Source organism: Roseiconus nitratireducens (assembly GCF_008629675.1).
Lineage (GTDB): Bacteria > Planctomycetota > Planctomycetia > Pirellulales > Pirellulaceae > Stieleria > Stieleria nitratireducens.
On sequence record NZ_VWOX01000006.1, the window covers coordinates 357,668 to 379,128 of the forward strand.

Consider the following 21,461-nt stretch of genomic DNA (forward strand, 5'->3'; position numbering starts at 1 on the left):
TTCAGGCGGAAGGAGGATTCACGGCGTTGTCGAATTATTTCGACTCGACCGCAAAGGCAATGTCCATGGTCACCTTGTAGGAAATGATCTTGTCTCCTTTGACTTTGGCGGTCCAGTCGGTCACTTTCACGCCGCTGATGCCGCGAATGGTCTTGGCCGCATTGGCCACACCCAAGTTGACCGCGTCGTCAAAGCTCTCGTGGGACGTCGACACGATTTGAACCACTTTTGCAAGTTCCATGACATTTCCTCAGCGGAATCGGTGAAGCACAGGGAAATCCTGTGAAGTACAGGTGGATTGTACAACAAAACGCTCGAACCAGCCCGCTGGTCCGAGCGTCATCGACGGCAGCCGCAACATGATGCCACGCGAGGTTATCCCAACGCCTGGACGATCGATTGCTGACGCCGCCTGCTTTGATCTTTCGATGCTGCGAACTGAAAATCAACTTTCGCCGCGAATCTGAATCCGCCGCGGTTTGCTTTCCTCGGCCTTTTTCAGAACCAATTTCAAAACGCCGTCTTTGAGCGTGGCATCGATGTCGGAGTCTTCGACGGTCCGGGGCAGCGTGAAGCTCCGTTGCACCCGAGTGTAGCGACGCTCTTGCAAATGCGTCTTCTTCTTCTTTCCGTTGCCGCCCTCGTCCGACTTGCTACTACGTTCTGCCTTGATGGTCAAAACGCCGTTCTCGATGTTGACGTCGACTTCTTCCGGCTTGAAGCCAGGCATCTCCGCTTCGACCGTGATGCTGTCGTCGTCTTCTTCCACATCGACGGGATAGGCCGACAGCCCCGACTCGGCCGACACCGGACCGAACATGCCCCGGAACAATTGGCTCATCCGATTCTCCAACGACGAAAACGGATCGTCGTACAGACGCGAAACTTGATTCTGGTTTTCACCTCGGCTCAACGCGTTACTCATCGCGATGCTCCCTCCACTGTCAGTTTGATTGAATGGATTGATGATTCGGCAACTGCGCGAAGCACGAACCGAACGTGAAGATTTCCGGTGGCGTCCGGCGCAGTTCACACGTCCGGCAAGCGTTGCAAAACTTGCGCCACCGCCGGATCAAGGCCTCATCCGGTCCGTTTAAAATGTCCCCGGACCGCTTGCAGGGCTTCAAAGCACCTTCGTGAAGCCCAAGCTGTCCTGCAACAACAAGATTGGTCCGCCGACGCGACCGTTTGGGCGTCGGAATCATCTTCCGATTCGTTTGTCCACGATGACCGGATGGCGCCAGTGCGGTAGGCGCGCCCCGTCACGCGCGCGCCCGCAGTGCACAATTCTGCGACCCGCTGCAAACAATTGCCTTTCCTGCTGCCGGAAACTTTTCGATCAACCTGAACTCCGGCTCGCTCCAAGATCTTGGCTGCCGGCACGCCGCTTGCTACCTGGATGGACGGCGTCATCCGTCAGATGGACGGCATCATCCGTCATCCCCCTCCGAGGCAAATGCCGTGAGGATTGCGCAAATCGCTCCGTTGGCCGAAAGCGTCCCCCCGAAGACCTATGGTGGCATTGAACGTGTCGTCCACTACCTGACCGAAGACCTGGTGTCACTCGGACACGATGTGATTCTGTTTGCTAGCGGCGATTCCCGCACGAAAGCGGATTTGGTTTCAATCGTCAAAGCGTCCCTGCGCACGTCATCCGGCGGCCAGGACCCGGTGATCCGCCAACTATGTCAGATCGCCGAAGTCGTCCGCCTGTCGCCCAAGTTCGACGTGCTGCATTTCCACACCGATTTCCTGCATTTCCCGGTGTGTCGTTTCTTGAACACGCCGATGGTCACCACGCTGCACGGCCGATTGGACTTGCCGGACTATCCGATGCTGTTTGAAGAGTACAACGAACTGCCGGTGGTGTCGATTTCGTTTGCCCAGCGAGCTCCCGTGCCGGGGGCCAACTGGATCGACAACGTCTACAACGGGACTCCGCTGGAAAACTACGTGTTCCGAGACACGCCCGACAATTACTTCGCATTTCTGGGGCGGTTGAGCCCGGAGAAAGGGCCAACCGACGCGATCCGCATCGCCCAGCGGCTTGGAGTGCCGCTGAAGATCGCTGCCAAGATCGATGCGGTGGATCGTGATTACTTTGAAAAAGAGGTCCGCCCTTTGCTGGATGATCCGTTGATCGAGTACATCGGGGAGGTCGACGAGAACGGCAAGAATGAATTGCTCGGCGGTGCCCGGGCGCTGCTGTTTCCGATCGCCTGGCCGGAGCCGTTCGGCCTGGTCATGACCGAGGCAATGGCTTGCGGGACACCGGTGGTTGCGCGCCGCAACGGATCGGTCGAAGAAGTGATGCGCAACGGCGTTTCCGGATTCGTCGTCGATGACCTCGACCAGGCGGTGGCGGCCGCGGCCAAGGTGGACCAAATCGATCGACGGGGCTGCCGACGTTACTTTGAAGATCACTTCAGTGTTCGACGCATGACCGAAGGTTATCTCCAGGTCTACACGCAACTGATTGGCGAGCGTCAAACCGCCCCCTCCCGATCCCCTTTCGACCTACGCCCCATTCATCCACACGCCCGCCCCATCTGATTCCGCCATCGATTCCTGCCGACCGTGTTCTCGTCGATCGGGTCCTTGTCGATCACGAGGTAAGCCATTGGCAGGTTCCGCCTTGCAAAGCGGGGTGGACCGAAGGCGACCCTTTGAACCTGAGATTCGGGCCAGCATCCGGAAGCACGCTCGGGGAGATCATGCCATGACGGACATCTGTTCAACCGACTCCTGCGAATTGACGTCAAGTTCGCATCCCTCCGGCGACGGCGGCCAAGTTTTGAAACAGGCGGACACGTTCGCCGTCTTCGGGCGGATGGGACAAATCAGTTCCTGCCAGAGCGGTGACCAGGGCCTCTTCCATTTGGGCACTCGACACCTGTCGGCCTGGGAACTGTCCGTCGGCGGCCACCGTCCGATGGTGCTCAATTCCACCATGAAGCAAGACAACAGTCTGCTCGTGGTTCAGATGACGACGCCGGACATTCGGTTGGACGACGAAACGATGCTGCCGCACGGAACCCTGCACGTGTTTCGGTCGTTGATCGTGCACGAGTCCACCTTCTACGAGCACTGTCGACTGACGAACTATTCACGGCGCCCCTTGGAATTGACTCTGGAATATCGGTACGACGCCGATTTCCGTGACATCTTCGAAGTCCGCGGCGCCCACCGCAGTCAACGTGGCAGCCTGTTCGCTCCGCAGGCCGACGGTGATTCGGCGGTGCTCGGCTACCAGGGACTGGACGGACAAACCCGCAAAACGATGATCGAATTCGACGGCGAAATCGAATCGTTGCAAACCGACCACTGCCTGCTGCGGCTGCGGTTGGATGTCGGCGAAGAACGAACGATTCATGCGACGGTGCATTGCAGCGACAGGCCCCATCCCCGGGAGGTCAAGAATCAAGCCGCGGCAATCGCGGAAACCACGGCCCGATTGCAACGCGAGGCGGAGCGGTCGACGGTGGTGTTCACCTCGAACGAACAGTTCAACGAGTGGATCGATCGCTCCGTGGCGGATCTCCGGATGCTGGTGACGGAAACCGACTACGGCAGCTATCCGTACGCCGGAGTCCCCTGGTTTGCGACGCCATTCGGCCGCGACGGTCTGATCACGGCCTTGGAAACCCTCTGGATGGATCCCCAACTGTCGCGGGGCGTGCTGAGTTTTCTCGCCGCAACGCAGGCAACCGACGTGGACCCGGTGTCGGAAGCCGAGCCGGGCAAGATCATCCACGAAATGAGAGAAGGAGAGATGGCGGCGCTGGGCGAGGTTCCGTTCCGACGCTACTACGGCACCGTCGATGCTACGCCGTTGTTTGTGATGCTTGCCGGTCAATACCATCGTCGCACCGGGGACCGAGGCTTCATCGAATCGATTTGGCCAAACATCCGTCGGGCGGTTCGTTGGATCGACGATTTCGGCGACTACGACGGAGACGGATTTGTCGAGTACGCGTCCCACAACGAACGCGGACTGGTTCATCAATGCTGGAAGGATTCGGACGACTCCATCTTCCACGCCGACGGGACCGATGCGACCGGTCCGATCGCAGCTAGCGAGGTGCAAGGCTATGTCTACCAAGCGAAGCAGCTGGCCGCGGAACTTGCCGACGTGATGGGCGAAGCCTCCTGGGCCGAGAAACTGCGACGCGAGTCCGAGCAGTTGCGATCGGCATTCCACGAAGCGTTTTGGGTTGACGAGATCCAAACCTACGCGATCGCGTTGGACGGTCAGAAACGCCCTTGCGCGGTCCACAATTCCAACATCGGACACCTGCTGTACACCGGCATCGTTCCGTCCGATTTCGCTGAGCCGGTTTGCCTGGCATTGACCGCCGAATCGACATTCAACGGTTGGGGAATCCGTACGATTTCCGAGGGCGAGGTTCGCTACAACCCGATGTCTTATCACAACGGATCGGTGTGGCCACACGACACGGCCATCGGAATCGCCGGGCTCTGCCGATACGGATTCCGAGAACAGGCGATGGAGATCGCGACGGGGTTGTTCAGCGCGTCACTTTTCAACGAGCTGCACCGGCTGCCGGAACTCTTCTGCGGCTTTGATCGAATGACCGGACACGCACCGACCTTGTATCCGGTCGCCTGTTCCCCCCAAGCCTGGGCGGCGGGAGCGGTGTTCCTGATTTTGCAATCGATCCTGGGTCTGTCATTCGCTTCGACCAAACCGCACGTGCGGTTCGATTCGCCGCAGCTGCCGCCCTATCTGAATTGGGTCCGAATCCAAAACCTGCGTGTCGGCAACGGCGTGGTCGATCTGGCCCTGCGTCGGCATCCGCGAGACGTCGGAATGAACGTGGAGCGAAAGCGGGGCGACATCCAAATCGTGATCACGGGGTAGGCGACCGAAACCGGTTTCCAGCGGTGGCTCGCTTCTTGCGGAATTGATTCGGATTCTGCGCCCGGCCGGTGGCTTCGTAGAGGAACTGGCTGGGGATGGTCGGTCGCGGTTTGCCCCATTTGCGGCGGGTCAATGCCATCGACAACGTCAACTTTTCTTGCGCCCGAGTGATTCCGACGTAGCACAACCGCCGCTCTTCGGCGATGTCCTCGTCACGACCGGATTTGACGCTGCGGCTGTGCGGCAACAGCCCTTCTTCCATGCCGACCATGTAGACGACCGGAAACTCCAACCCCTTGGCGGCGTGCAGGGTCAGCAGCCAGACGGCGTTCTGCAGGGCCAACTTGTCTTTTTCGTTGCCCATTTCCCGCCCGGTCAGGGCGATGTCGGCCAGGAAACCGGTCAAGTCGGCTTCGTCGCGACTGTCCTCAAAGGCCGACATGGCGTTGGCGACTTCGCCCAGGGATGCCAGTCTCGCCTGCCGGTCCTCGGGCTCGTCGTAGAGTCGATTGATCTCGTCCGCGTAGGCGGTGCGGGTGACCAACGTTTCCATGGCGGCCGAAAGTGAATCTTGCCGAGCGCGCTGTTGCACATCCTGCAGCAGCGAACGCAACGAGTCGATGCCCCGCTGAGCCGCGGGGGTGAGTTGCGAAACGACTTCGGGCCGCTGCATCACCTGCCAGATCGAAACGCCGTCAGCGACGGCGTGCTCCATCAACGTTTTGACGCTTTTGGGGCTGAGCCCTCGTGCCGGGGTGTTGATCACGCGCAACAGCGAGACTTCGTCGTCCGGTTGGTCGATCCATTTCAGATAGGCGACCATGTCCCTGACTTCGCGGCGATCAAAAAAGGACTGACTGCCCAGCATCACGTAGGGCACGTTGGCCTTGCGCAATTCGGTTTCGAATAATCGGGGTTGTTCATTGGTCCGAAACAGGATCGCGATGTCCCGTGGCGGAAGGTGCTCGTTCTCGATCAAGTGTTTGATCTCGCCGACCACCGACTCGGCCTCCTTGATTTCGTCTTTGTGCTGGGCGATCCGAGGCCGGATGCCGTCGGGACGAGACGGTCGAAGGACCTTGTCGTGGCGCTCGGCGTTGAATTGAATCAACCGGTTGGCCATCTCCAGAATCGCGCCGCAACTTCGGTAATTGGACTCCAGGCAAACGATCTTGGCTTCCGGCCAATCGTTCTTGAAGTTCAAAATGTGGGTCACGTCCGCACCACGCCACGCGTAGATGGACTGATCGTCGTCGCCGACGACGCACAGATTGCGGTGCTTCGCCGCCAGGTGACGCGTGATCCGGTACTGGCTGCCGTTGGTGTCCTGGTACTCATCGACCAGGATGTGATCGAAGCGGCCGGCTTCGATGTCGCGAACCTGCTCGTGTTCGCTCAGCAACACTTCGGTCTGCAGCAGCAGGTCGTCGAAATCCATTGCGCCACGACTTTTCAGTCCGGTCTGGTAGCGGCGGTATCCGGCAGCAGCCAAATGTTCCTTGTCGGTCGAAGCCATCATCGGCGCCTGGTCGGGATGCACCGAGGCATTCTTCCAATTGCTGATGATCGCCAGCAGGTCGCTGGGCTTGAGCGCGGCGGTCGGCAACCGCAGTTCACGCAGCACCGCCCGGGCCAGGGATTCCTGGTCGCTGCGATCATAGATCGAAAACTTGGCCGGGTAGCCCAGAGCCGTGGCGTGACGCCGAAGAAGACGGACGCAATGGGCGTGGAACGTGCTGATCGTCGGTTCGGGACGTTTGTCTTTCTTTCGTCCGCGTTTGACCTTGGATCCGAGCAATTCGCCGACGCGCTCCTTCATCTCGCCGGCCGCCTTGTTGGTGAAGGTCACCGCCAGAATCCTGTCCGGCGGCGTCCCATGACGGATCAGATTCGCGATCCGAAAGGTCACCACCCGCGTCTTGCCGGTTCCGGCCCCTGCCAGGACCAACAGGGGACCGGAAAGTGTTTCAACGGCGTCCGATTGCGCCGGGTTCAATCCGTGAGCCAAAGAGAATCCCTTGCGTTATCGCAGGTTGTCGCGATCAACCACCGGGTCGGCCGAACCGGTCGACAGCAGCACCAGTTGCCCCTGCTGTGGACGGTTGGCATTCATGCTGACGCGGTTGAACGGAATGTAGTAACAGGCATACGCGCCGGTGCTGGCATTCAGCACGTACACGACCGAGGCCGCGATAGGGTTGTTGTTGCTGCTGGGCATGTCAACCAACCCGGTGGTCATCATGTACTGCGATCCCTTGCCGGTCCCCAATGCGTCTTGGACGTTGACCGTAAACTGACCGAGAAACTTTCCCAACCGCGGGTACATCACCGAACACTGCAGCAGGCCCGAGTTGTGATCGAGCACGAACAGGCCTTCCGCACGGTCGCTGACCAGGCCGGTCGCCATGGAGAACTTTTCACTGGTGACCGCCGCGGTGGCATCCAGTTTTGGAAAAGTGACACCCGCCGGTTTGGCCTGGGCGTCCGCAGCCGCCTGCCGCAACGCCCGGGATTGGCCGGCGAAATAGGCGGCGGTGAAACACGAGATCAGAGTGACGGCGACGCAGACGGCCACCAAGAGTCGCGCGTGCTGGTTTCGGGTCGCGACGGGGATTTGCTGTTCAGCCATCAAGATTGCTCCGTGCATCAAGCGAGAAAAGGAAAGCCGCGGGCGGTCGGGAAGTCACACAAATTGCCCCGCCGCAAGCGATTCGTCAATGCGCTCTAATTTAAGCGCTGCGAGAGACGCCGTCCGGTTTGGCCGCCGGATTTTTCTGGTCGGGCCAGTTTCTGGTCGGGCGACATTCTGGTCCGGTGGATTGTCAGGTCCGGAGAAATGATTTGGGTCCAGCAGCGCCCCGTCCCCTGCGATCCGGTCGCCCGCCATTCCGGTGGCCCGCCGATCCGGCGAATCGACTTCGGCCGAGATTCGCGAGGCCGGGCGATCTGGCGGCGGCGACGCCGGCGGAAAGCCTTCCCGCGACCGCGGCAACGGACGGCGGGGAATTGTGGGCGAGCGGCCGTCTCTTTAGGATTGCGGCTGCATTGCACGCTTCTCGCATCACACGTTGATGCTCGTCCGGCGTTGCCGATGCAACCGTTTGGTTTCCCCGGCAAAACCGTTCCCCACAAGAATCTTCTCCCTTTCGATCTCCGAGGTCTACACAACATTATGGGCATCAACGCACCCCTGAATCGAAAGCTCCGCATGGCACTGGTCGGCGGTGGCCAGGGTTCGTTCATCGGACGCGTGCACTCGATCGCCGCTTGCTTGGACAATCGCGCGGTATTGACCGCCGGAGCCCTGTCCAGCAATCCGGAGCGGGCGAAAAGCTCCGCCCCGGACTACGGCATCGAAGACGCACGTGCCTACACCAGCTATCAGGAATTGTTGGAGTCGGAGGCCAAGTTGCCGGAAGACGAGCGGATCGACTTCCTCAGCATCGCCACGCCGAACCACGTTCACTTTGAAGTCGCCGATGCGGCCGTCAAAGCCGGCTTCAACGTGGTCTGCGACAAACCGATGACGTATGACTTGGCGCAGGCCGAAAAGTTGATGCAGACGGTCCGCGACAGCGACGTCGTCTTTGCCCTGTCACACAACTACACGGGATATCCGCTGGTCCGCCAGGCTCGCGAAATGATCCTGGGCGGCGACCTCGGCGAAATCAATGCGATTCGAGCTCAATACATCCAGGGTTGGCTGCGCACTTCGCTGGAAGCCGAGGAGCAAAAGCAGGCATCCTGGCGGACCGATCCCAGCAAGAGCGGTGCCGCGGGGGCCTTCGGCGATATCGCGACGCACGCCTACAACCTGGGTCGGTTCATGACCGGGCTGCTGCCCGATCAGGTCAGTTGCCACCTGAAAACGTTTGTCGAAGGACGCCGTCTGGACGATTACGGAACCGCCGTCGTGCGTTACGACAACGGCGGTCTGGGCACGGTGACGGCCTCGCAAATCAGTCACGGCCGCGAAAACGATTTGGAGATCGAGATCGATGGCACCAAGGGATCGCTGAAATGGCGTCAGGAAAACCCCAACGAATTGATCTATCGCCAGAACGGCAAGGCGCACCAGATCTACACCCGGGATCCCAACGCCCCGTTCATGACCCCGCTGGGGGCCGCCGCGTGCCGGATTCCCGCCGGCCACCCCGAGGCGTTTTTCGAAGCGTTCGCAAACCTGTACGGTTCGGCCTTTGACGACATGGCCAAGCGTGCCAGTGGCGAAAGTTTTGAACGCCGCGACACGGTGTACACCAATGTGTTTGACGGCGTCGAAGGCATGTACTTCATCCAACAGTGCGTCGCCAGCAGCCAGGACAACGCCGCTTGGCTGCCCCTGAAACACGATGCGGCGCGGCGTTGATCGCACCCGTCCTGGGTTACCTGACGGTCCCGGGGAAACCGCCCGACCCCCGGGACACTTGCCGGTGAACGCATGAAGGCTTCCTCAAACGACGTCGCCGTGATCTTGCCGGCTGCGGGCAGTGGACAGCGTTTCGGTGGCGTCCAGAACAAATTGTTCGCGACGCTGGAACACGTCCCGCTGTGGCTGTTTAGCGTTAGAAGGCTGCGATTGCATCAGCGCGTGGGGCGGATCCTGATGCCGATTTCGGCGTCGGACCGGCCCCGTTTTGAGACCGAGTTCGCCCAGGCGGTCGCCGAGTCCGAAGTGGAACTGGTCGCTGGCGGAAAAGAGCGAACCGACAGCGTGCGATCGGGTCTGGAAGCCCTGGGGGACGACGACTCCGTCGCGCTCGTTGCAATCCACGATGCCGCGCGACCACTTGTGCGTCACGATCACCTGGACGCAGTGTTTGCAAAAGCGGATCAGTGTGGTGCCGCCATCCTGGCGACCCCGGTGACGTCGACGGTCAAACAGTCTTTCGATGACGGCCATTCGTGTCACACTTTGGATCGAAAGACGCTGTGGTTGGCACAGACCCCGCAAGTTTTTCGCGTCGATCTGCTTCGCCAGGCATACGCCAAACATCGGGGACGCCCGGCTACCGATGACGCCGAATTGGTGCAGCGCATCGGAATCGACGTGGCCCTGGTTCCCGGATCCCCGGAAAACCTGAAAATCACTTACCCTCACGACCTGACCATCGCGCAAGCGATCTTGAACATCCAGTCCCAACACGAACATGCCCGAACAAGACCTGATCGCTGAACTGCGTTGGCGAGGCCTGATCCACCAGGTGACCGATGAACCGGCCCTGGCCAAACAACTGGCCTCCGGACCGCAAACCGTGTACATCGGGTTCGATCCGACCGCGACCTCGCTGCACGTCGGTTCGATGATGCAGTTGATGATGTTGCGTCGTTTCCAACAATTCGGGCACCGGCCGATCGCGTTGGTCGGTGGCGCGACCGGGATGATTGGCGATCCCAGCGGGAAGAGCGAAGAACGCAACCTGCTGACGGCCGAGCAACTGCAGGAGAACATTGCCGGCGTTCGGGAACAGATCAGCCGGTTCCTGTCGTTCGACGGCGACAACGCGGCGATCCTGCTGAACAATTTTGACTGGATGAAGGATTTCAGCTACTTGGACTTCCTTCGCGATGTCGGCAAGAACTTTCCCGTCGGAGCGATGATGGGCAAGGAATCGGTGCGGGCCAGGTTGGGCAGCGAAGCCGGTTTGAGCTACACCGAGTTCAGCTACATGCTTCTGCAGGCCTACGACTTTGTCCACTTGTGCAAAGAATACGACTGCCAAATCCAAGCCGGAGGCAGTGACCAGTGGGGCAACGTCACCGCCGGGATCGACTTGACCCGACGGATGCTCGGAAGACAGGTGTTCGGCATCACGGCGCCGCTGCTGACGACCAGCGACGGCCGCAAAATGGGCAAGACCGAATCGGGCGCCGTCTGGCTGGACCGCGATCGAACCAGCCCCTACGCGTTTTACCAGTACTGGATCAACGTCAACGATGAAGACGTGATGCGCTGCATCGCTTACCTGACGGAGATTCCGCGTGATGAATACGATTCGCTCGCTGAATCGACGCAGTCGGATCCCGGGCGACGGGTGGCGCAAAAACGCCTGGCCGAGTGGATGACGCAATTCGTCCACGGCGACGAAGGCCTGAACGCAGCTCTCTCAGCCAGCAAGATCTTGTTCGGTGGCGAGATCGAGCGGATGGACGACCAGGCGCTCGTGGAGATCTTCGCCGACGTCCCCAGCCAGGAATTATCCCGTGACTTGCTTTCCGGGGAAGGATTCTGGATCGTCGAAGCGTTCCAACAAGCGGGGCTGGCCAAGAGCGGCGGTGAGGCACGCCGCGCGATCAAAGACGGCGGGGCGTACGTCAACAACCAACGCGTCAGCGACATGGATCAACGACTGACCGAGTCGGACCTGGCGAGCGAATCGGTGATGGTTCTTCGCAAAGGCAAACGCAACTACGCGCTGCTGCGGTTCACCGGCCGTTGAAGATGTGATCAGAGACCGCAACCGGTCACGTGACGTTTGTACCGCCTGACCCGCCCAGTTTCACCTCGCCACCGTCAGCGGACGGTGGCGATTAAATCGTCGCCAGGCAGCACGTGTGCCTGCCGCAGCCCACCTAGCTTCGCGAAGGCCGGTAGGGTGCCAGGACGCGTTTTTGCTTGGCCGGCGGAGGGCTGAGCGGCGCTTCATAGCCGACCGGCCGCAACGGTTCGACGTTGGTTGCCGGACGCAGTCCGCTCCCGATCACATCGCCGGATTGCTGTGGCCCCAAGTTGCCGGTCGGATTGGTCAGCCGAGGACGAAGGGGCCGGGCATCGCGGTGAGTGATCGGCCGGGGTAAAGCGGAGCTTCGACGCAGTCCGGTCGGACGGATCGAACCGTACGGGCGTCCAACGCTCGCTTCGTCATCGCTGAACGGATCGTCCAGCGAATCAAAGATCGATTCGTCTCTCTGCGGTTGATCTGGCTTGGCTTGATTGGGCTTGGATTGATCGGGCTTCGTCGGCGCGGGTGCTGGTTCCGGAACCGTCCGCTGAGGCTCGGGCAGATTCCGCTGCGATGGTTGACCGCCACCGGATTGCGGCGCCGGGCGCAACCGTTCGGGCTGGCGGTTACCGCCGGTGCTGTTTGGCACGACCCGCGGAGCGCTTTCCAACGGCGGCACGGACGGCAAACGTGGCTGGACGACCTGCGGATGGTGCTGGACGCCGGGCATCGGAACGGGGGTCGGATGAATGATTGCTCCCGGAGGGTAAGGCGCGCCATCCTCCATCGGCGTCATCCACGATCCGCCGGCACATGCGTCGCATCCGTCGTCGCAATTGGATTGCCCGCACCCCGCGGTTCGACAACGGTTCAAACCCAGCACATGTTCGATCCCACCGGCCAACGCGTCCAACGTTTGATAGACCGGTCCGTCTTTGAACCCCCGCGTCCCACAGCTGCAAGTGTGGCCGCAACCGCAGTCCGGTTCGGCGGCATCACATTCACCGCAATCGCATCCGGCGGCGCCGCAGGTCGGTTCGTAGGTGTCACAGGCAGTGCCCGCGAAGGCCGACCTGGACAGCATTGCGGACGAAAGCACCAGCGTTCCGCTCAGCACCGCGGCGGTCAAACTTCCAGCGGTGGCAAATCGTGCCGCCGAAAAGCCTGCCGCGGCGATTCGGTGTGCGATCGAACCCTTTGCGGTCAAGCTTGGCCTGACCACACAGCGGGCGGCAGCGTCCGCCGCCGAGGCGTTGCGTTCGGGAGCGGTCCTTGTCATGCGTTTCATCCGGAAACCTCTTGAAATAATCCTTGCCCGGAAGAATCTATCGACGCGAAAGAATCGGGATGACCACGAGAATCGGAAGTTCCGGAAAAGAATCCGCAGGTTGCCCATTTTCACCCCAGCGGCCCGCGAGGGCGGCGGAGCGTCGCATCGCGTGACCGACAATTTGGCGGGGGCGATTTTTTTTCCCGCGGACGTTAAACTGCCGCCTCGACGTGCCCGTGGACACCACGCCCATCCCGCCATTTACGTGAGAGATTGCTGCAGTGAGTTTTGACCCGTTCGGCGCCCGCGACCAATTCGATACCGGAAACGGAAAAGCCACCATCTATCGGCTCAGCCGACTGCAGGAGGCCGGGCTAGGCGAAATCGACCGCATGCCGTTTTCGATTCGCGTCCTGCTCGAATCGGTGCTGCGGAACTGCGACGACTTTTCGGTGCGAGAAGAAGACGTCCAAAACCTGGCCGCCTGGAATGCCGCGGCGCCGGAAAAACACGAAGTTCCGTTCAAGCCCTACCGGGTGGTCCTGCAAGACTTCACCGGCGTGCCGGCCGTTGTCGATCTGGCCGCCATGCGTTCGGCGATGAAACGGATCGGTGGGGACCCGAACAAGATCAATCCGTTGATCCCCGTCGACCTGGTCATCGACCACAGCGTCCAAGTCGACTTCTTTGGCTCGGATAACGCGCTCGGACGCAACGTCGAAGTCGAATTTGAACGCAACCGCGAACGATACGAATTCCTGAAATGGGGACAGCAGGCGTTTGCGAACTTTAGCGTGGTGCCACCCAACGTGGGGATCGTTCACCAGGTGAACTTGGAGTATCTGGCTCGCGTGGTCGCAATTCGTGACACCGACGATGGTCCGGTTGCGATGCCCGACACGCTGGTCGGAACCGACAGCCACACCACCATGATCAACGGCCTGGGCGTCTTGGGTTGGGGAGTCGGCGGGATCGAAGCAGAAGCCAACATGCTCGGTCAGCCGCTGTACATGTTGATGCCCGAGGTGATCGGATTCGAATTGACCGGCAAGCTGCCGTCCGGTGCAACCGCCACCGACATGGTGCTTCGCGTCGTGGAGATCCTTCGCGAAGAAGGCGTTGTGGGCAAGTTCGTCGAGTTCTTCGGAACCGGCATGAACACGATGAGCGTTGCCGACCGGGCGACCATCGCCAACATGGCCCCAGAGTATGGAGCCACGATGGGCTTCTTCCCGGTCGACGATGTCACCCTGGAATACCTCCGGCAAACCGGCCGCGGCAACGAAACGGTGCAATTGGTCGAGCGCTACTGCAAGGAGCAGGGGCTGTTCCGAGTCGACGATGGACCGACCCTGAACTACACCAAGACGCTTTCCTTGGACCTGGGCACGGTCGAACCGAGCTTGGCAGGCCCCAAGCGACCGCAGGATCGGATTTCCCTGTCCGCCATGAAAAAGTCGTTCCGGGACTCGCTGACCGCCCCGATCGGAAAGACCGGCTTCGGGTTGCAAAGCGACGACCTGAAACGGACCGGAACGGTAGAGAACAACGGCCACAGCAGCCAGATCACTCACGGGGCCGTCGTGATCGCGGCCATCACCTCGTGCACCAACACCAGCAACCCCACGGTGATGCTGGGCGCGGGTCTGCTGGCCAAGAAAGCGGCCGACCGCGGATTGAAAGTTGCCCCGCACGTCAAAACCAGCCTGGCTCCCGGATCGCGCGTCGTCAGTGAGTACCTGGACAAGGCGGGACTGACCGAATCGCTGAAGAAGCTCGGTTTCCATACGGTCGGCTACGGGTGCACCACCTGCATCGGCAACAGCGGCCCGTTGCCGCCGCCGGTCGCCAAAGCGATTCAGTCCGGAGATCTGGTGGCATCGGCCGTGCTCAGCGGCAACCGAAACTTTGAAGGCCGCGTCAATCCCCTGACCAAAGCCAACTACCTGGCCAGCCCACCGCTGGTGGTCGCCTATGCCTTGGCCGGAACGACGGACATCGACCTGGTCAGCGAACCGCTTGGCCAGGATGAAAGCGGAAACGACGTGTTCTTGAAAGACATCTGGCCGTCGGCCGAAGAAATCGTTGAAACAATGCGGTCGGCCATCGATCCATCGATGTTCACCGAACAGTACGAGGCCGCCGTTAAAGGCAACGAATTGTGGAACGCGATCGAAGCGGCCCAGGGAGCAATCTACCCCTGGAGTGACGAAAGCACCTACATCCACCACCCGCCATTCCTGGATCAGGTCACCGGCCAGGATGTCCCGGACATCCATCCGATCTCGGGTGCGAAGTGTTTGGTCCTGTTGGGAGATTCCGTGACCACCGACCACATTTCTCCAGCCGGCGCCATCGCGACCGACGGACCAGCGGGAAGCTTTCTGCAAGAGAGCGGCGTGCCGGTGCGAGAATTCAACAGCTTTGGATCGCGCCGAGGGAACGATTTGGTGATGGTGCGGGGCACCTTCGCCAACATCCGAATTCGCAACCAGTTGGCCCCGGGCACCGAAGGCGGCGTGACACGCTACTTGCCCACCGGTGAAGTGACCAGCATTTACGACGCTTCGATGCGCTACCAGGCCGAGGGCACGCCTTTGGTGGTTCTGGCGGGGACCGAGTATGGTACCGGCAGCAGCCGCGACTGGGCCGCCAAAGGCACGATGTTGCTGGGCGTCAAAGCAGTGATCGCTGCCAGCTACGAACGCATTCACCGCAGCAATCTGGTGGGAATGGGTGTCCTGCCGCTGGAATTTGCCGGAGGAGAAACGTGGCAGTCGCTTGGGCTGACCGGTGAAGAGACCTTTGATATCCCGGATCTGTCCGACGACATGCAGCCACGCAGCACGATCACCGTCAAAGCCACGGCCGACGACGGGAAGGTCACCGAATTCGATTGCATTGTTCGCATCGACACCCCGGTCGAACTGCAGTACTACCGCAACGGCGGCATCCTTCCCACCGTGCTCCGCAACCTTGCCCAATAGTCATCGACGCCCAACAGACATCGACCCGGAATGAAGAACCGATGAGTGATTTGCACCAACGCTACAACGAAGTCGAAAAACTGATCGACGAGGAAAAGTACCCCGAAGCGATTGAAGGCTTGACCGCGATCGTGGAGGAAGACGACTCGTACGTCCTAGCGCATTTGGCTCTGGCCCGCGTGTACACCAAAACGGGCCAACACGCCGAAGCAATCCAACACGGTGAAAAGGCTTGCGAGTTGGAACCGGACGATCCGTTCAACTTCACGGCGATGAGCGTCACCTACCAGCGGGCCTGGGCTGGGACTCAGGACCAGCAGTACATCGCCAAAGCCGAAGATGCGATGGCGAAAGCGCAAATGCTGCAAAGCCGGTGATCGGCGTGCCTCCAGCCGCGAAGCGGCGACAGCCCCCTGCCGTCGGCGTAAGCCGACGGTAGCGACTGCCCAAACATCACAGCCGCGAAGCGGCGACAGCAACGCCGCGGTCAGACCCTACCCTAGCGGACAAAGCCACGATAAGGCATCGCGTCGCGGGCCGATGCCTGGTAGGTCGCCGGCGTCCCAGCGCCGATCGCCGCCGGCGAAACACGCGACAGGTCGACCGACTGCGACGCGCCCTGGGGCATCACAAACAGATTCGGATCGCCGCTCAGGATCTGGTTGATGGCATAGGTGCCGACTTCGATCTTCATGTGCAAAGGCGGTCCGCCGACCGGCGAGAGTTGCAGCTCCACGATGTGCGGCAGGGAGCATTGCTGCTCCGGAAAGAATTCATGGTTCCTGGCACTACTTCTGGCCACTTCGACGCGGTTGGGTGAATACAGGATCTGGTCGGTCACGTGCCCCGCCTGTGCATCGATGTAGCACACGCGTTGAAACACACCCGCGGGCGTCGGCATCGCGCTCCGGATCTCCAGCTTGCCGTCCGGGCGACGGACCGGCCCCTGAAGGACCTGCGCCGGATCGATCTGGACCAGTCCTAGCGAATCCATGATCCAGGTGGGATCGACCGGCAGGATGGCTCGATCAAGTTGCCGCTGGTATTCGTCATGCCGAGCAAAGTACAGGGTTTTGCCGATTCCTTCGGGAACCTCAAACCAGAAGACTTCGGGGTTGCTGCCCATGTCCAGGCCCGACCCCATCACGATCGGCAAACTGGCGCGCAGTCGGAACTCACGATCGCGGCGCAGGGCCAGCGTCGCGGACAACTCCGGCACGCTAGGCATCGACAACACATCGACGGTCGCCGTGTTGCTGGACAACTCGCGGATCACCGAGGTCCGATTGACCGCGGCCGCCACCTCGGCCAGGCCCAGGTTTTCGTTCAGCACCGGTGGCGGCGGGGGAAGCGGCATGATTTCCTGCCGTCGCGAACACGTGGCCCCGCCGGAGACGAACAGCACGCCCAACATGCACAAGACGACCCAACAGCGTGCGGCGGCGAAATCAAGCTTCATCGGTCGCATCACTCCTCGTGCGTTTCGCCGGCTTCACAGTACAGCAATTCGTTCAAAGCTTCACTCAATCGCTCCGCCTCGCTGCGACCGATCGGACATTCAATCACACTGATCACCGAACCGTCGTCAACGACTTCCACGTGCAGCATGGGAGGTTCGGCGGCACCGGCCGATTCGGGGGCAACTGACTGCTCCGCCGGCGCTTCGGCAAGACGGACGTGCCGCCGCCGAAGCAACATCAACGCCAGCAGGTATCGCGTTTTCGCCTGATCCGGCATCGCTTCCATTTGCCGCAACAGGTCGATCAGGACTTCGCGCGGGGCGAGCACCAACTTCTTTTCGCCCGCGGTCGGCATCCGGCACTTCCAATGCCCCACGGTGCCTTCGGGCGGACCCTTCCAGGCATCCAGGCTGTAGTCCCGCCGCTCGTATTGATCGTCGCCTTCGATGACGACGGAGTAGTACCACTCGCCCTCCTTCAAAGGACGCTTCTCGACGTAGCATTGGCGGCTACAACGGCTGACTTTGTACTCGCCCAGCATTTCGCTTGGTGGTGGTGATTGGCGGTGGCGGAACCTTGCATCAGGTTTTGTAGCAAAGCCGCGTCGCCGGCCGAAAGGCAAGTGTCCTATTTCCCCACGCAATCGCCTAAGTCCTCGTCCCGGGCTCCCGCCCGGGAACGCACTGCACGCTGGCTCCGCCAGCCCCTCGGTACGCACTGCCTCGTTCCCGGGCTCCCGCCCGGGATCGCACTGTAGGCTGGCTCCGCCAGCCACCCCGCCGTTTCCGTCGGCTTGCGCCGACGGCCAGGGCGGACTGCCGCGCTTCGCGACTGGAGCTCCTGCGGTTTTACTTCATCCTCCTTCCCAGGGAAGCTCGATCGACAACGAGGGGGTGCCGATCCGCCGACCGGGGGACGCGGTCCGGCCCGTTTGCCGCAGAATCCGCCGCTACAGCGTTGCTGTGGGGTACAAAGATTAAGTCAACTCGTTTTTCAGGTGAACGCGCCTCTTCTCGTTTCCTTCTCGCCCGATCGCCGCCAATGCCGAAGCGAAAACTCGCTCCCATCTGCTTCTCGCCAATCCACATTGCCGGCGTCGCCATGCGGACCAGCTGGCTGCTCGTTCTGACCATCACGATCCTGCCGGTAATGACGGGCGAGGCGTACGGCCAGTCGGCCAAGAAGAAAGGCAAGCGTGCTCCGGCGGCTCGCAAGATTCGGCTTCCACAAAGCGTCCGAACGGCCCCTTCGAACCTGATGACCGTGCCGTCGGTTCCGGCGGAGCGACGGACCCAATTGGAATTGGCCGCTGCCGAACTGGATCGGTTGATCGAGGCCAAGCTGAGCGAGCAGGGGGTGCCCCCCAATCCGGAATGTTCTGACGAGGTCTTCTTGCGTCGGGTCTACCTGGACGTGGCTGGCAGGATCCCGACGTTCTCGGAAGCCCAGGCGTTTCTGGATTCGGAGGACCCCGACCGACGTCTGGAACTGATCGATCAGTTGCTGAGCAGCCCCGACCACGTCAGCCACTTTTACAACTTCTGGGCCGACGTGCTGCGGTTGTGCGAACGGCCCCAGCCGAACATCGTGCTGGAACCCTTTTTGGACTACGTCAAAGAATCGATCCGCACCAACAAGCCGTACGACCAGTGGGTCTACGAAATGTTGACGGCAGAAGGCAAGGTTTGGGAGAACCCGGCCGTCGGATACCCACTGCGGGACGACGGCATGCCGTTGCCGTACGTCGACAACACCGTCCGCGTTTTTCTGGGAACGCAGATCGGCTGCGCCCAATGCCACGATCACCCCTTTGATCAGTGGACCCAATTTCAGTTCTATGAGTTAGCCGCGTTCACCACGGGGACGCGGACCCGAATTCGCAAAGGCGACCCCGGATTCGAAAAACGCAATCCCGCCAATGAAATGATCAACGAGGCGAGAAAGCACTATGACAAAGGGCGCGTGCCGGGCCCCTTCCAGCGACTCGTTCGAGCCAACACCTACAAAGTTTCCGAAGTCGATGCCGCAATGCGACTGCCGCACGATTACGCATACTCGGATGCGAAGCCGAACGCCGTGGTCAAGCCGGCCGTGCTGTGGGGGGAAGTCCCCACAAAGTCCCAGAACGCCTCACCGCGACACCAGTTCGCCGCTTGGCTGACCAGCCCGAAGAATGAACGGTTTAGCGAGACGATCGTCAATCGATTGTGGAAACACTACCTCGGAGTCGGCCTGGTCGAACCGATCGACGATTTTCGCGATGAACATCCGTGCGTGAATGAACCGGCGATGAAGTTCCTCGCGGAGGAACTGATCCGATCGGGATTCGATTTGAAGGACCTGATCCGCACGATTCTGTATTCACGCAGCTACCAGCGATCAGCATCGGACTACGACACCACCAGCGGCAAACCTTATTTCTTTCCTGGGCCGATCGTGCGACGCATGACGGCCGAGCAAGTCTGGGATTCGATGTTGACCCTGGCGGTTCGCAATCCGATGCCCTTCCAGCGGCCCGGCGTGAAAGACTTGGCCCCGATTTTGGACGTCAACTTCGCGACGTTGACCTTCCCCCAGGCAAAAACGCAGTCGGAAGAGTTCGCGTCGACGTATTTCTTGAATGCGTACAAGCGAAGCCTGAATCAACATGCCTACCAAGGCGACGTGCTGTGCCGCGCCAGTGAATTGCCCTCACCGCAAAACGGCGATCACTTCCTGCGACAATTCGGGCAAAGCGACCGAGAAACCATCAACGGCTCGGTCAAGGACGCGACGGTCCCGCAAATCCTGGCGATGTTCAATGGACCGATCACCCACGTGATGTTGGAACCCGGATCGGCAATTGTCGACGACGTCCTGGCCATCGAATCAACCCGAGAACGGATTGACGCCATCTTCCTAAGTGTTTTGGCCCGCCGCCCTTCGTCCCAGGATCGAATCGTCGCGGCCAAAGAGCTTTCCAGGACGAGCAATGACAACGTCGGATACGGCAACATCATCTGGGCGTTGCTGAATACGCGAGAGTTCTTGTTCATCCAATAAGTCCGCTCATCTTCAGCCCCGGAATCCGGGGTCCCCTCTCACCGGCCCGAATCCCCACGCTTTCAGAACCGAACCGATGACTCGTCCCGAGATTAGTACCGAGAGCCGCCGCGAATTTTTGCGTCACATCGCCAGGGATTGCTTGGGCGTTTCCTTCGCCGGCGCGGTCGGTAGTGGAGCGATGACGTCACTGGGCGAAGCCCAGGCCGCTGAGATTCCGGGCGGCAAGGCCAAACACATCATCTACCTGTTCATGGAGGGAGCGATGTCGCATTTGGACACGTTCGATCCCAAAACAGGCGTTGAAGAGGCTGGTGAGACGAAACCGATCCAGACACGCGTACCGGGCATGGCATTCGGGGACCGCTTTCCAAAACTTGCCTACCTGGCCGGGGCGATCGCCGTCGTGCGTTCGCTGAGCACCGAAACGGGGGCGCATGAAAAGGGGCGGTACCTGATGCGGACCTCCTACAAACAGCTCAACAGCATTCAGCATCCTGCGCTGGGCGCTTGGATGCTGTCGGAGCAAGGGCGACTCAATCGCGAGCTTCCCGGCAATTACGTCGTCGGGTCTGGAAATGGACATCCGGGAGCCGGCTTCTTGGAGCCGTCGTTGTCACCGGTCCCCATTGCGAACCCGAGTGCGGGTATCAAGAACATCAAATTGCCCAAGTATTTGCCCGAACCGCTGTTTGAGCGGCGACTGATGTTGGCAAGCAAATTCGACTCGTCCTTCCAATCCGATCACCGCAGCAACCCCAAGATCGAAGCCTACAACCAGTTGTATCACGAAGCACGCAACCTGATGGGCAGCGAGCACCTGAAGGTGTTTGACATCCGCCAAGAACCTCAGGCAGTCCGCGACGCCTACGGCAACAACACGCTCGGCCAGGGTTGTCTACTGGCCCGGCGGTTGGTGCAAAGCGGTGCCCGGTTCGTGGAAGTCTCCTACGGCGGATGGGACATGCACCAGGACCTCTATGGCCGGTTGGACGAACGTGCCGAACACTTGGATACCGCCCTGGGGATCTTGTTGAAAGACCTGCATCGCTTGGGCCTGTTGGAGGAAACGCTGGTCGTGCTCACCACCGAATTTGGCCGCAAACCGAAATTGAATGCCAACGCGGGTCGAGATCACCATCCGGGCGCATTCTGTTCTCTTTTGGCGGGTGCCGGTATCCGCGGCGGACAAGTGCATGGTGCCAGCGACGAAAAAGGCTTCTCGGTCGCCGAAGACCATGTCTCGGTCAGCGACTTCAACAAGACGATCGCTGCCGCCGCCGGGTTGCCGTTGGAGAAAGAACAGTTCGCACCCAACGGCCGTCCGTTCAAGATTGGCGGCGACGGGGATGCGGTTGCGGCCCTGTTGGCTTAGCC

At 60.6% G+C, this 21,461-nt stretch carries 16 protein-coding genes; 9 read left to right on the forward strand and 7 right to left on the reverse strand.

Annotated elements, in window-relative coordinates:
* Positions 1-34 precede the first annotated feature (34 nt).
* Together FYK55_RS13105 and FYK55_RS13110 are read right to left on the reverse strand one after the other, a co-directional pair.
* Positions 35-241, reverse strand: a complete 207-nt coding sequence (locus FYK55_RS13105; protein WP_150076870.1) for a dodecin family protein — start codon at positions 239-241, stop codon at positions 35-37.
* 204 nt (positions 242-445) lie between these two features.
* On the reverse strand, positions 446-925 hold the full coding sequence (locus tag FYK55_RS13110; RefSeq protein WP_150076871.1) for an Hsp20/alpha crystallin family protein: 480 nt from the start codon (positions 923-925) through the stop codon (positions 446-448).
* Positions 926-1,461: 536 nt separating this feature from the next.
* Here FYK55_RS13110 and FYK55_RS13115 point away from each other — a divergent pair.
* Positions 1,462-2,553 (forward strand): glycosyltransferase family 4 protein, encoded by a 1,092-nt coding sequence (locus FYK55_RS13115; RefSeq protein WP_150076872.1) that lies wholly within the window; start codon positions 1,462-1,464, stop codon positions 2,551-2,553.
* Between the two features lie 166 nt (positions 2,554-2,719).
* On the forward strand, positions 2,720-4,882 hold the full coding sequence (locus tag FYK55_RS13120; protein WP_150076873.1) for an amylo-alpha-1,6-glucosidase: 2,163 nt from the start codon (positions 2,720-2,722) through the stop codon (positions 4,880-4,882).
* Here the strand turns inward: FYK55_RS13120 and FYK55_RS13125 are convergent.
* A complete protein-coding gene (locus FYK55_RS13125) occupies positions 4,872-6,890 on the reverse strand; it encodes an ATP-dependent helicase (protein ID WP_150076874.1) in 2,019 nt (672 codons plus the stop codon). The two genes, FYK55_RS13120 and FYK55_RS13125, sit on opposite strands and share 11 nt — an antisense overlap.
* Before the next feature lie 15 nt (positions 6,891-6,905).
* Complete coding sequence (locus FYK55_RS13130; protein ID WP_150076875.1) at positions 6,906-7,511, reverse strand: hypothetical protein; 606 nt, start codon at positions 7,509-7,511, stop codon at positions 6,906-6,908.
* 579 nt (positions 7,512-8,090) lie between these two features.
* Here FYK55_RS13130 and FYK55_RS13135 point away from each other — a divergent pair.
* The 3 genes from FYK55_RS13135 (at position 8,091) to tyrS (ending at position 11,322) form a co-directional block, all read left to right on the forward strand.
* Positions 8,091-9,251 carry a Gfo/Idh/MocA family protein gene (locus FYK55_RS13135; protein WP_150076945.1) on the forward strand — a complete coding sequence of 387 codons (1,161 nt, stop codon included), beginning with the start codon at positions 8,091-8,093 and terminating at the stop codon, positions 9,249-9,251.
* A 72-nt stretch (positions 9,252-9,323) separates the two neighbouring features.
* Positions 9,324-10,058: a 2-C-methyl-D-erythritol 4-phosphate cytidylyltransferase gene (gene ispD / locus FYK55_RS13140; protein WP_201743707.1), complete on the forward strand. Its 735-nt coding sequence runs from the start codon at positions 9,324-9,326 to the stop codon at positions 10,056-10,058.
* A complete protein-coding gene (gene tyrS, locus FYK55_RS13145) occupies positions 10,033-11,322 on the forward strand; it encodes a tyrosine--tRNA ligase (RefSeq protein WP_150076876.1) in 1,290 nt (429 codons plus the stop codon). Before ispD ends, tyrS begins: the two co-directional genes overlap by 26 nt.
* A 133-nt stretch (positions 11,323-11,455) precedes the next feature.
* On the opposite strand, the gene FYK55_RS13150 is transcribed toward tyrS, so the two are convergent.
* Positions 11,456-12,604: a hypothetical protein gene (locus FYK55_RS13150; protein ID WP_161604483.1), complete on the reverse strand. Its 1,149-nt coding sequence runs from the start codon at positions 12,602-12,604 to the stop codon at positions 11,456-11,458.
* Positions 12,605-12,876: 272 nt separating this feature from the next.
* Between FYK55_RS13150 and acnA the strand changes: the two genes are divergently transcribed.
* A complete protein-coding gene (acnA, locus tag FYK55_RS13155; protein WP_150076878.1) occupies positions 12,877-15,582 on the forward strand; it encodes an aconitate hydratase AcnA in 2,706 nt (901 codons plus the stop codon).
* Between the two features lie 41 nt (positions 15,583-15,623).
* Positions 15,624-15,959, forward strand: a complete 336-nt coding sequence (locus FYK55_RS13160) for a tetratricopeptide repeat protein (protein WP_150076879.1) — start codon at positions 15,624-15,626, stop codon at positions 15,957-15,959.
* Between the two features lie 122 nt (positions 15,960-16,081).
* Here FYK55_RS13160 and FYK55_RS13165 read toward each other — a convergent pair whose 3' ends face one another.
* Positions 16,082-17,041 (reverse strand): hypothetical protein, encoded by a 960-nt coding sequence (locus tag FYK55_RS13165; RefSeq protein ID WP_150076880.1) that lies wholly within the window; start codon positions 17,039-17,041, stop codon positions 16,082-16,084.
* Positions 17,042-17,049: 8 nt separating this feature from the next.
* Entirely contained in the window at positions 17,050-17,583 is a 534-nt protein-coding gene (locus FYK55_RS13170; protein ID WP_150076881.1) for a hypothetical protein, read from the reverse strand.
* Between the two features lie 500 nt (positions 17,584-18,083).
* On the opposite strand from FYK55_RS13170, the gene FYK55_RS13175 reads away from it, so the two are divergent.
* Complete coding sequence (locus FYK55_RS13175) at positions 18,084-20,084, forward strand: DUF1549 and DUF1553 domain-containing protein (RefSeq protein WP_235908658.1); 2,001 nt, start codon at positions 18,084-18,086, stop codon at positions 20,082-20,084.
* 76 nt (positions 20,085-20,160) lie between these two features.
* Positions 20,161-21,459, forward strand: coding sequence for a DUF1501 domain-containing protein (locus FYK55_RS13180; RefSeq protein ID WP_150076882.1), 1,299 nt, complete (start codon positions 20,161-20,163; stop codon positions 21,457-21,459).
* The last annotated feature ends 2 nt before the right edge of the window (positions 21,460-21,461 follow it).

What these genes read in the sequence shown, in the direction of transcription:
- FYK55_RS13165 (WP_150076880.1), bottom strand. Translation starts at nt 17,041, where the DNA reads ATGAAGCTTGATTTCGCCGCCGCACGCTGTTGGGTCGTCTTGTGCATG.
- ispD (WP_201743707.1), top strand. Translation starts at nt 9,324, where the DNA reads ATGAAGGCTTCCTCAAACGACGTCGCCGTGATCTTGCCGGCTGCGGGC.
- FYK55_RS13105 (WP_150076870.1), bottom strand. Translation starts at nt 241, where the DNA reads ATGGAACTTGCAAAAGTGGTTCAAATCGTGTCGACGTCCCACGAGAGC.
- FYK55_RS13170 (WP_150076881.1), bottom strand. Translation starts at nt 17,583, where the DNA reads ATGCTGGGCGAGTACAAAGTCAGCCGTTGTAGCCGCCAATGCTACGTC.
- FYK55_RS13130 (WP_150076875.1), bottom strand. Translation starts at nt 7,511, where the DNA reads ATGGCTGAACAGCAAATCCCCGTCGCGACCCGAAACCAGCACGCGCGA.
- FYK55_RS13110 (WP_150076871.1), bottom strand. Translation starts at nt 925, where the DNA reads ATGAGTAACGCGTTGAGCCGAGGTGAAAACCAGAATCAAGTTTCGCGT.
- tyrS (WP_150076876.1), top strand. Translation starts at nt 10,033, where the DNA reads ATGCCCGAACAAGACCTGATCGCTGAACTGCGTTGGCGAGGCCTGATC.
- FYK55_RS13150 (WP_161604483.1), bottom strand. Translation starts at nt 12,604, where the DNA reads ATGACAAGGACCGCTCCCGAACGCAACGCCTCGGCGGCGGACGCTGCC.
- FYK55_RS13135 (WP_150076945.1), top strand. Translation starts at nt 8,091, where the DNA reads ATGGCACTGGTCGGCGGTGGCCAGGGTTCGTTCATCGGACGCGTGCAC.
- FYK55_RS13160 (WP_150076879.1), top strand. Translation starts at nt 15,624, where the DNA reads ATGAGTGATTTGCACCAACGCTACAACGAAGTCGAAAAACTGATCGAC.
- FYK55_RS13175 (WP_235908658.1), top strand. Translation starts at nt 18,084, where the DNA reads ATGCCGAAGCGAAAACTCGCTCCCATCTGCTTCTCGCCAATCCACATT.
- FYK55_RS13180 (WP_150076882.1), top strand. Translation starts at nt 20,161, where the DNA reads ATGACTCGTCCCGAGATTAGTACCGAGAGCCGCCGCGAATTTTTGCGT.
- FYK55_RS13120 (WP_150076873.1), top strand. Translation starts at nt 2,720, where the DNA reads ATGACGGACATCTGTTCAACCGACTCCTGCGAATTGACGTCAAGTTCG.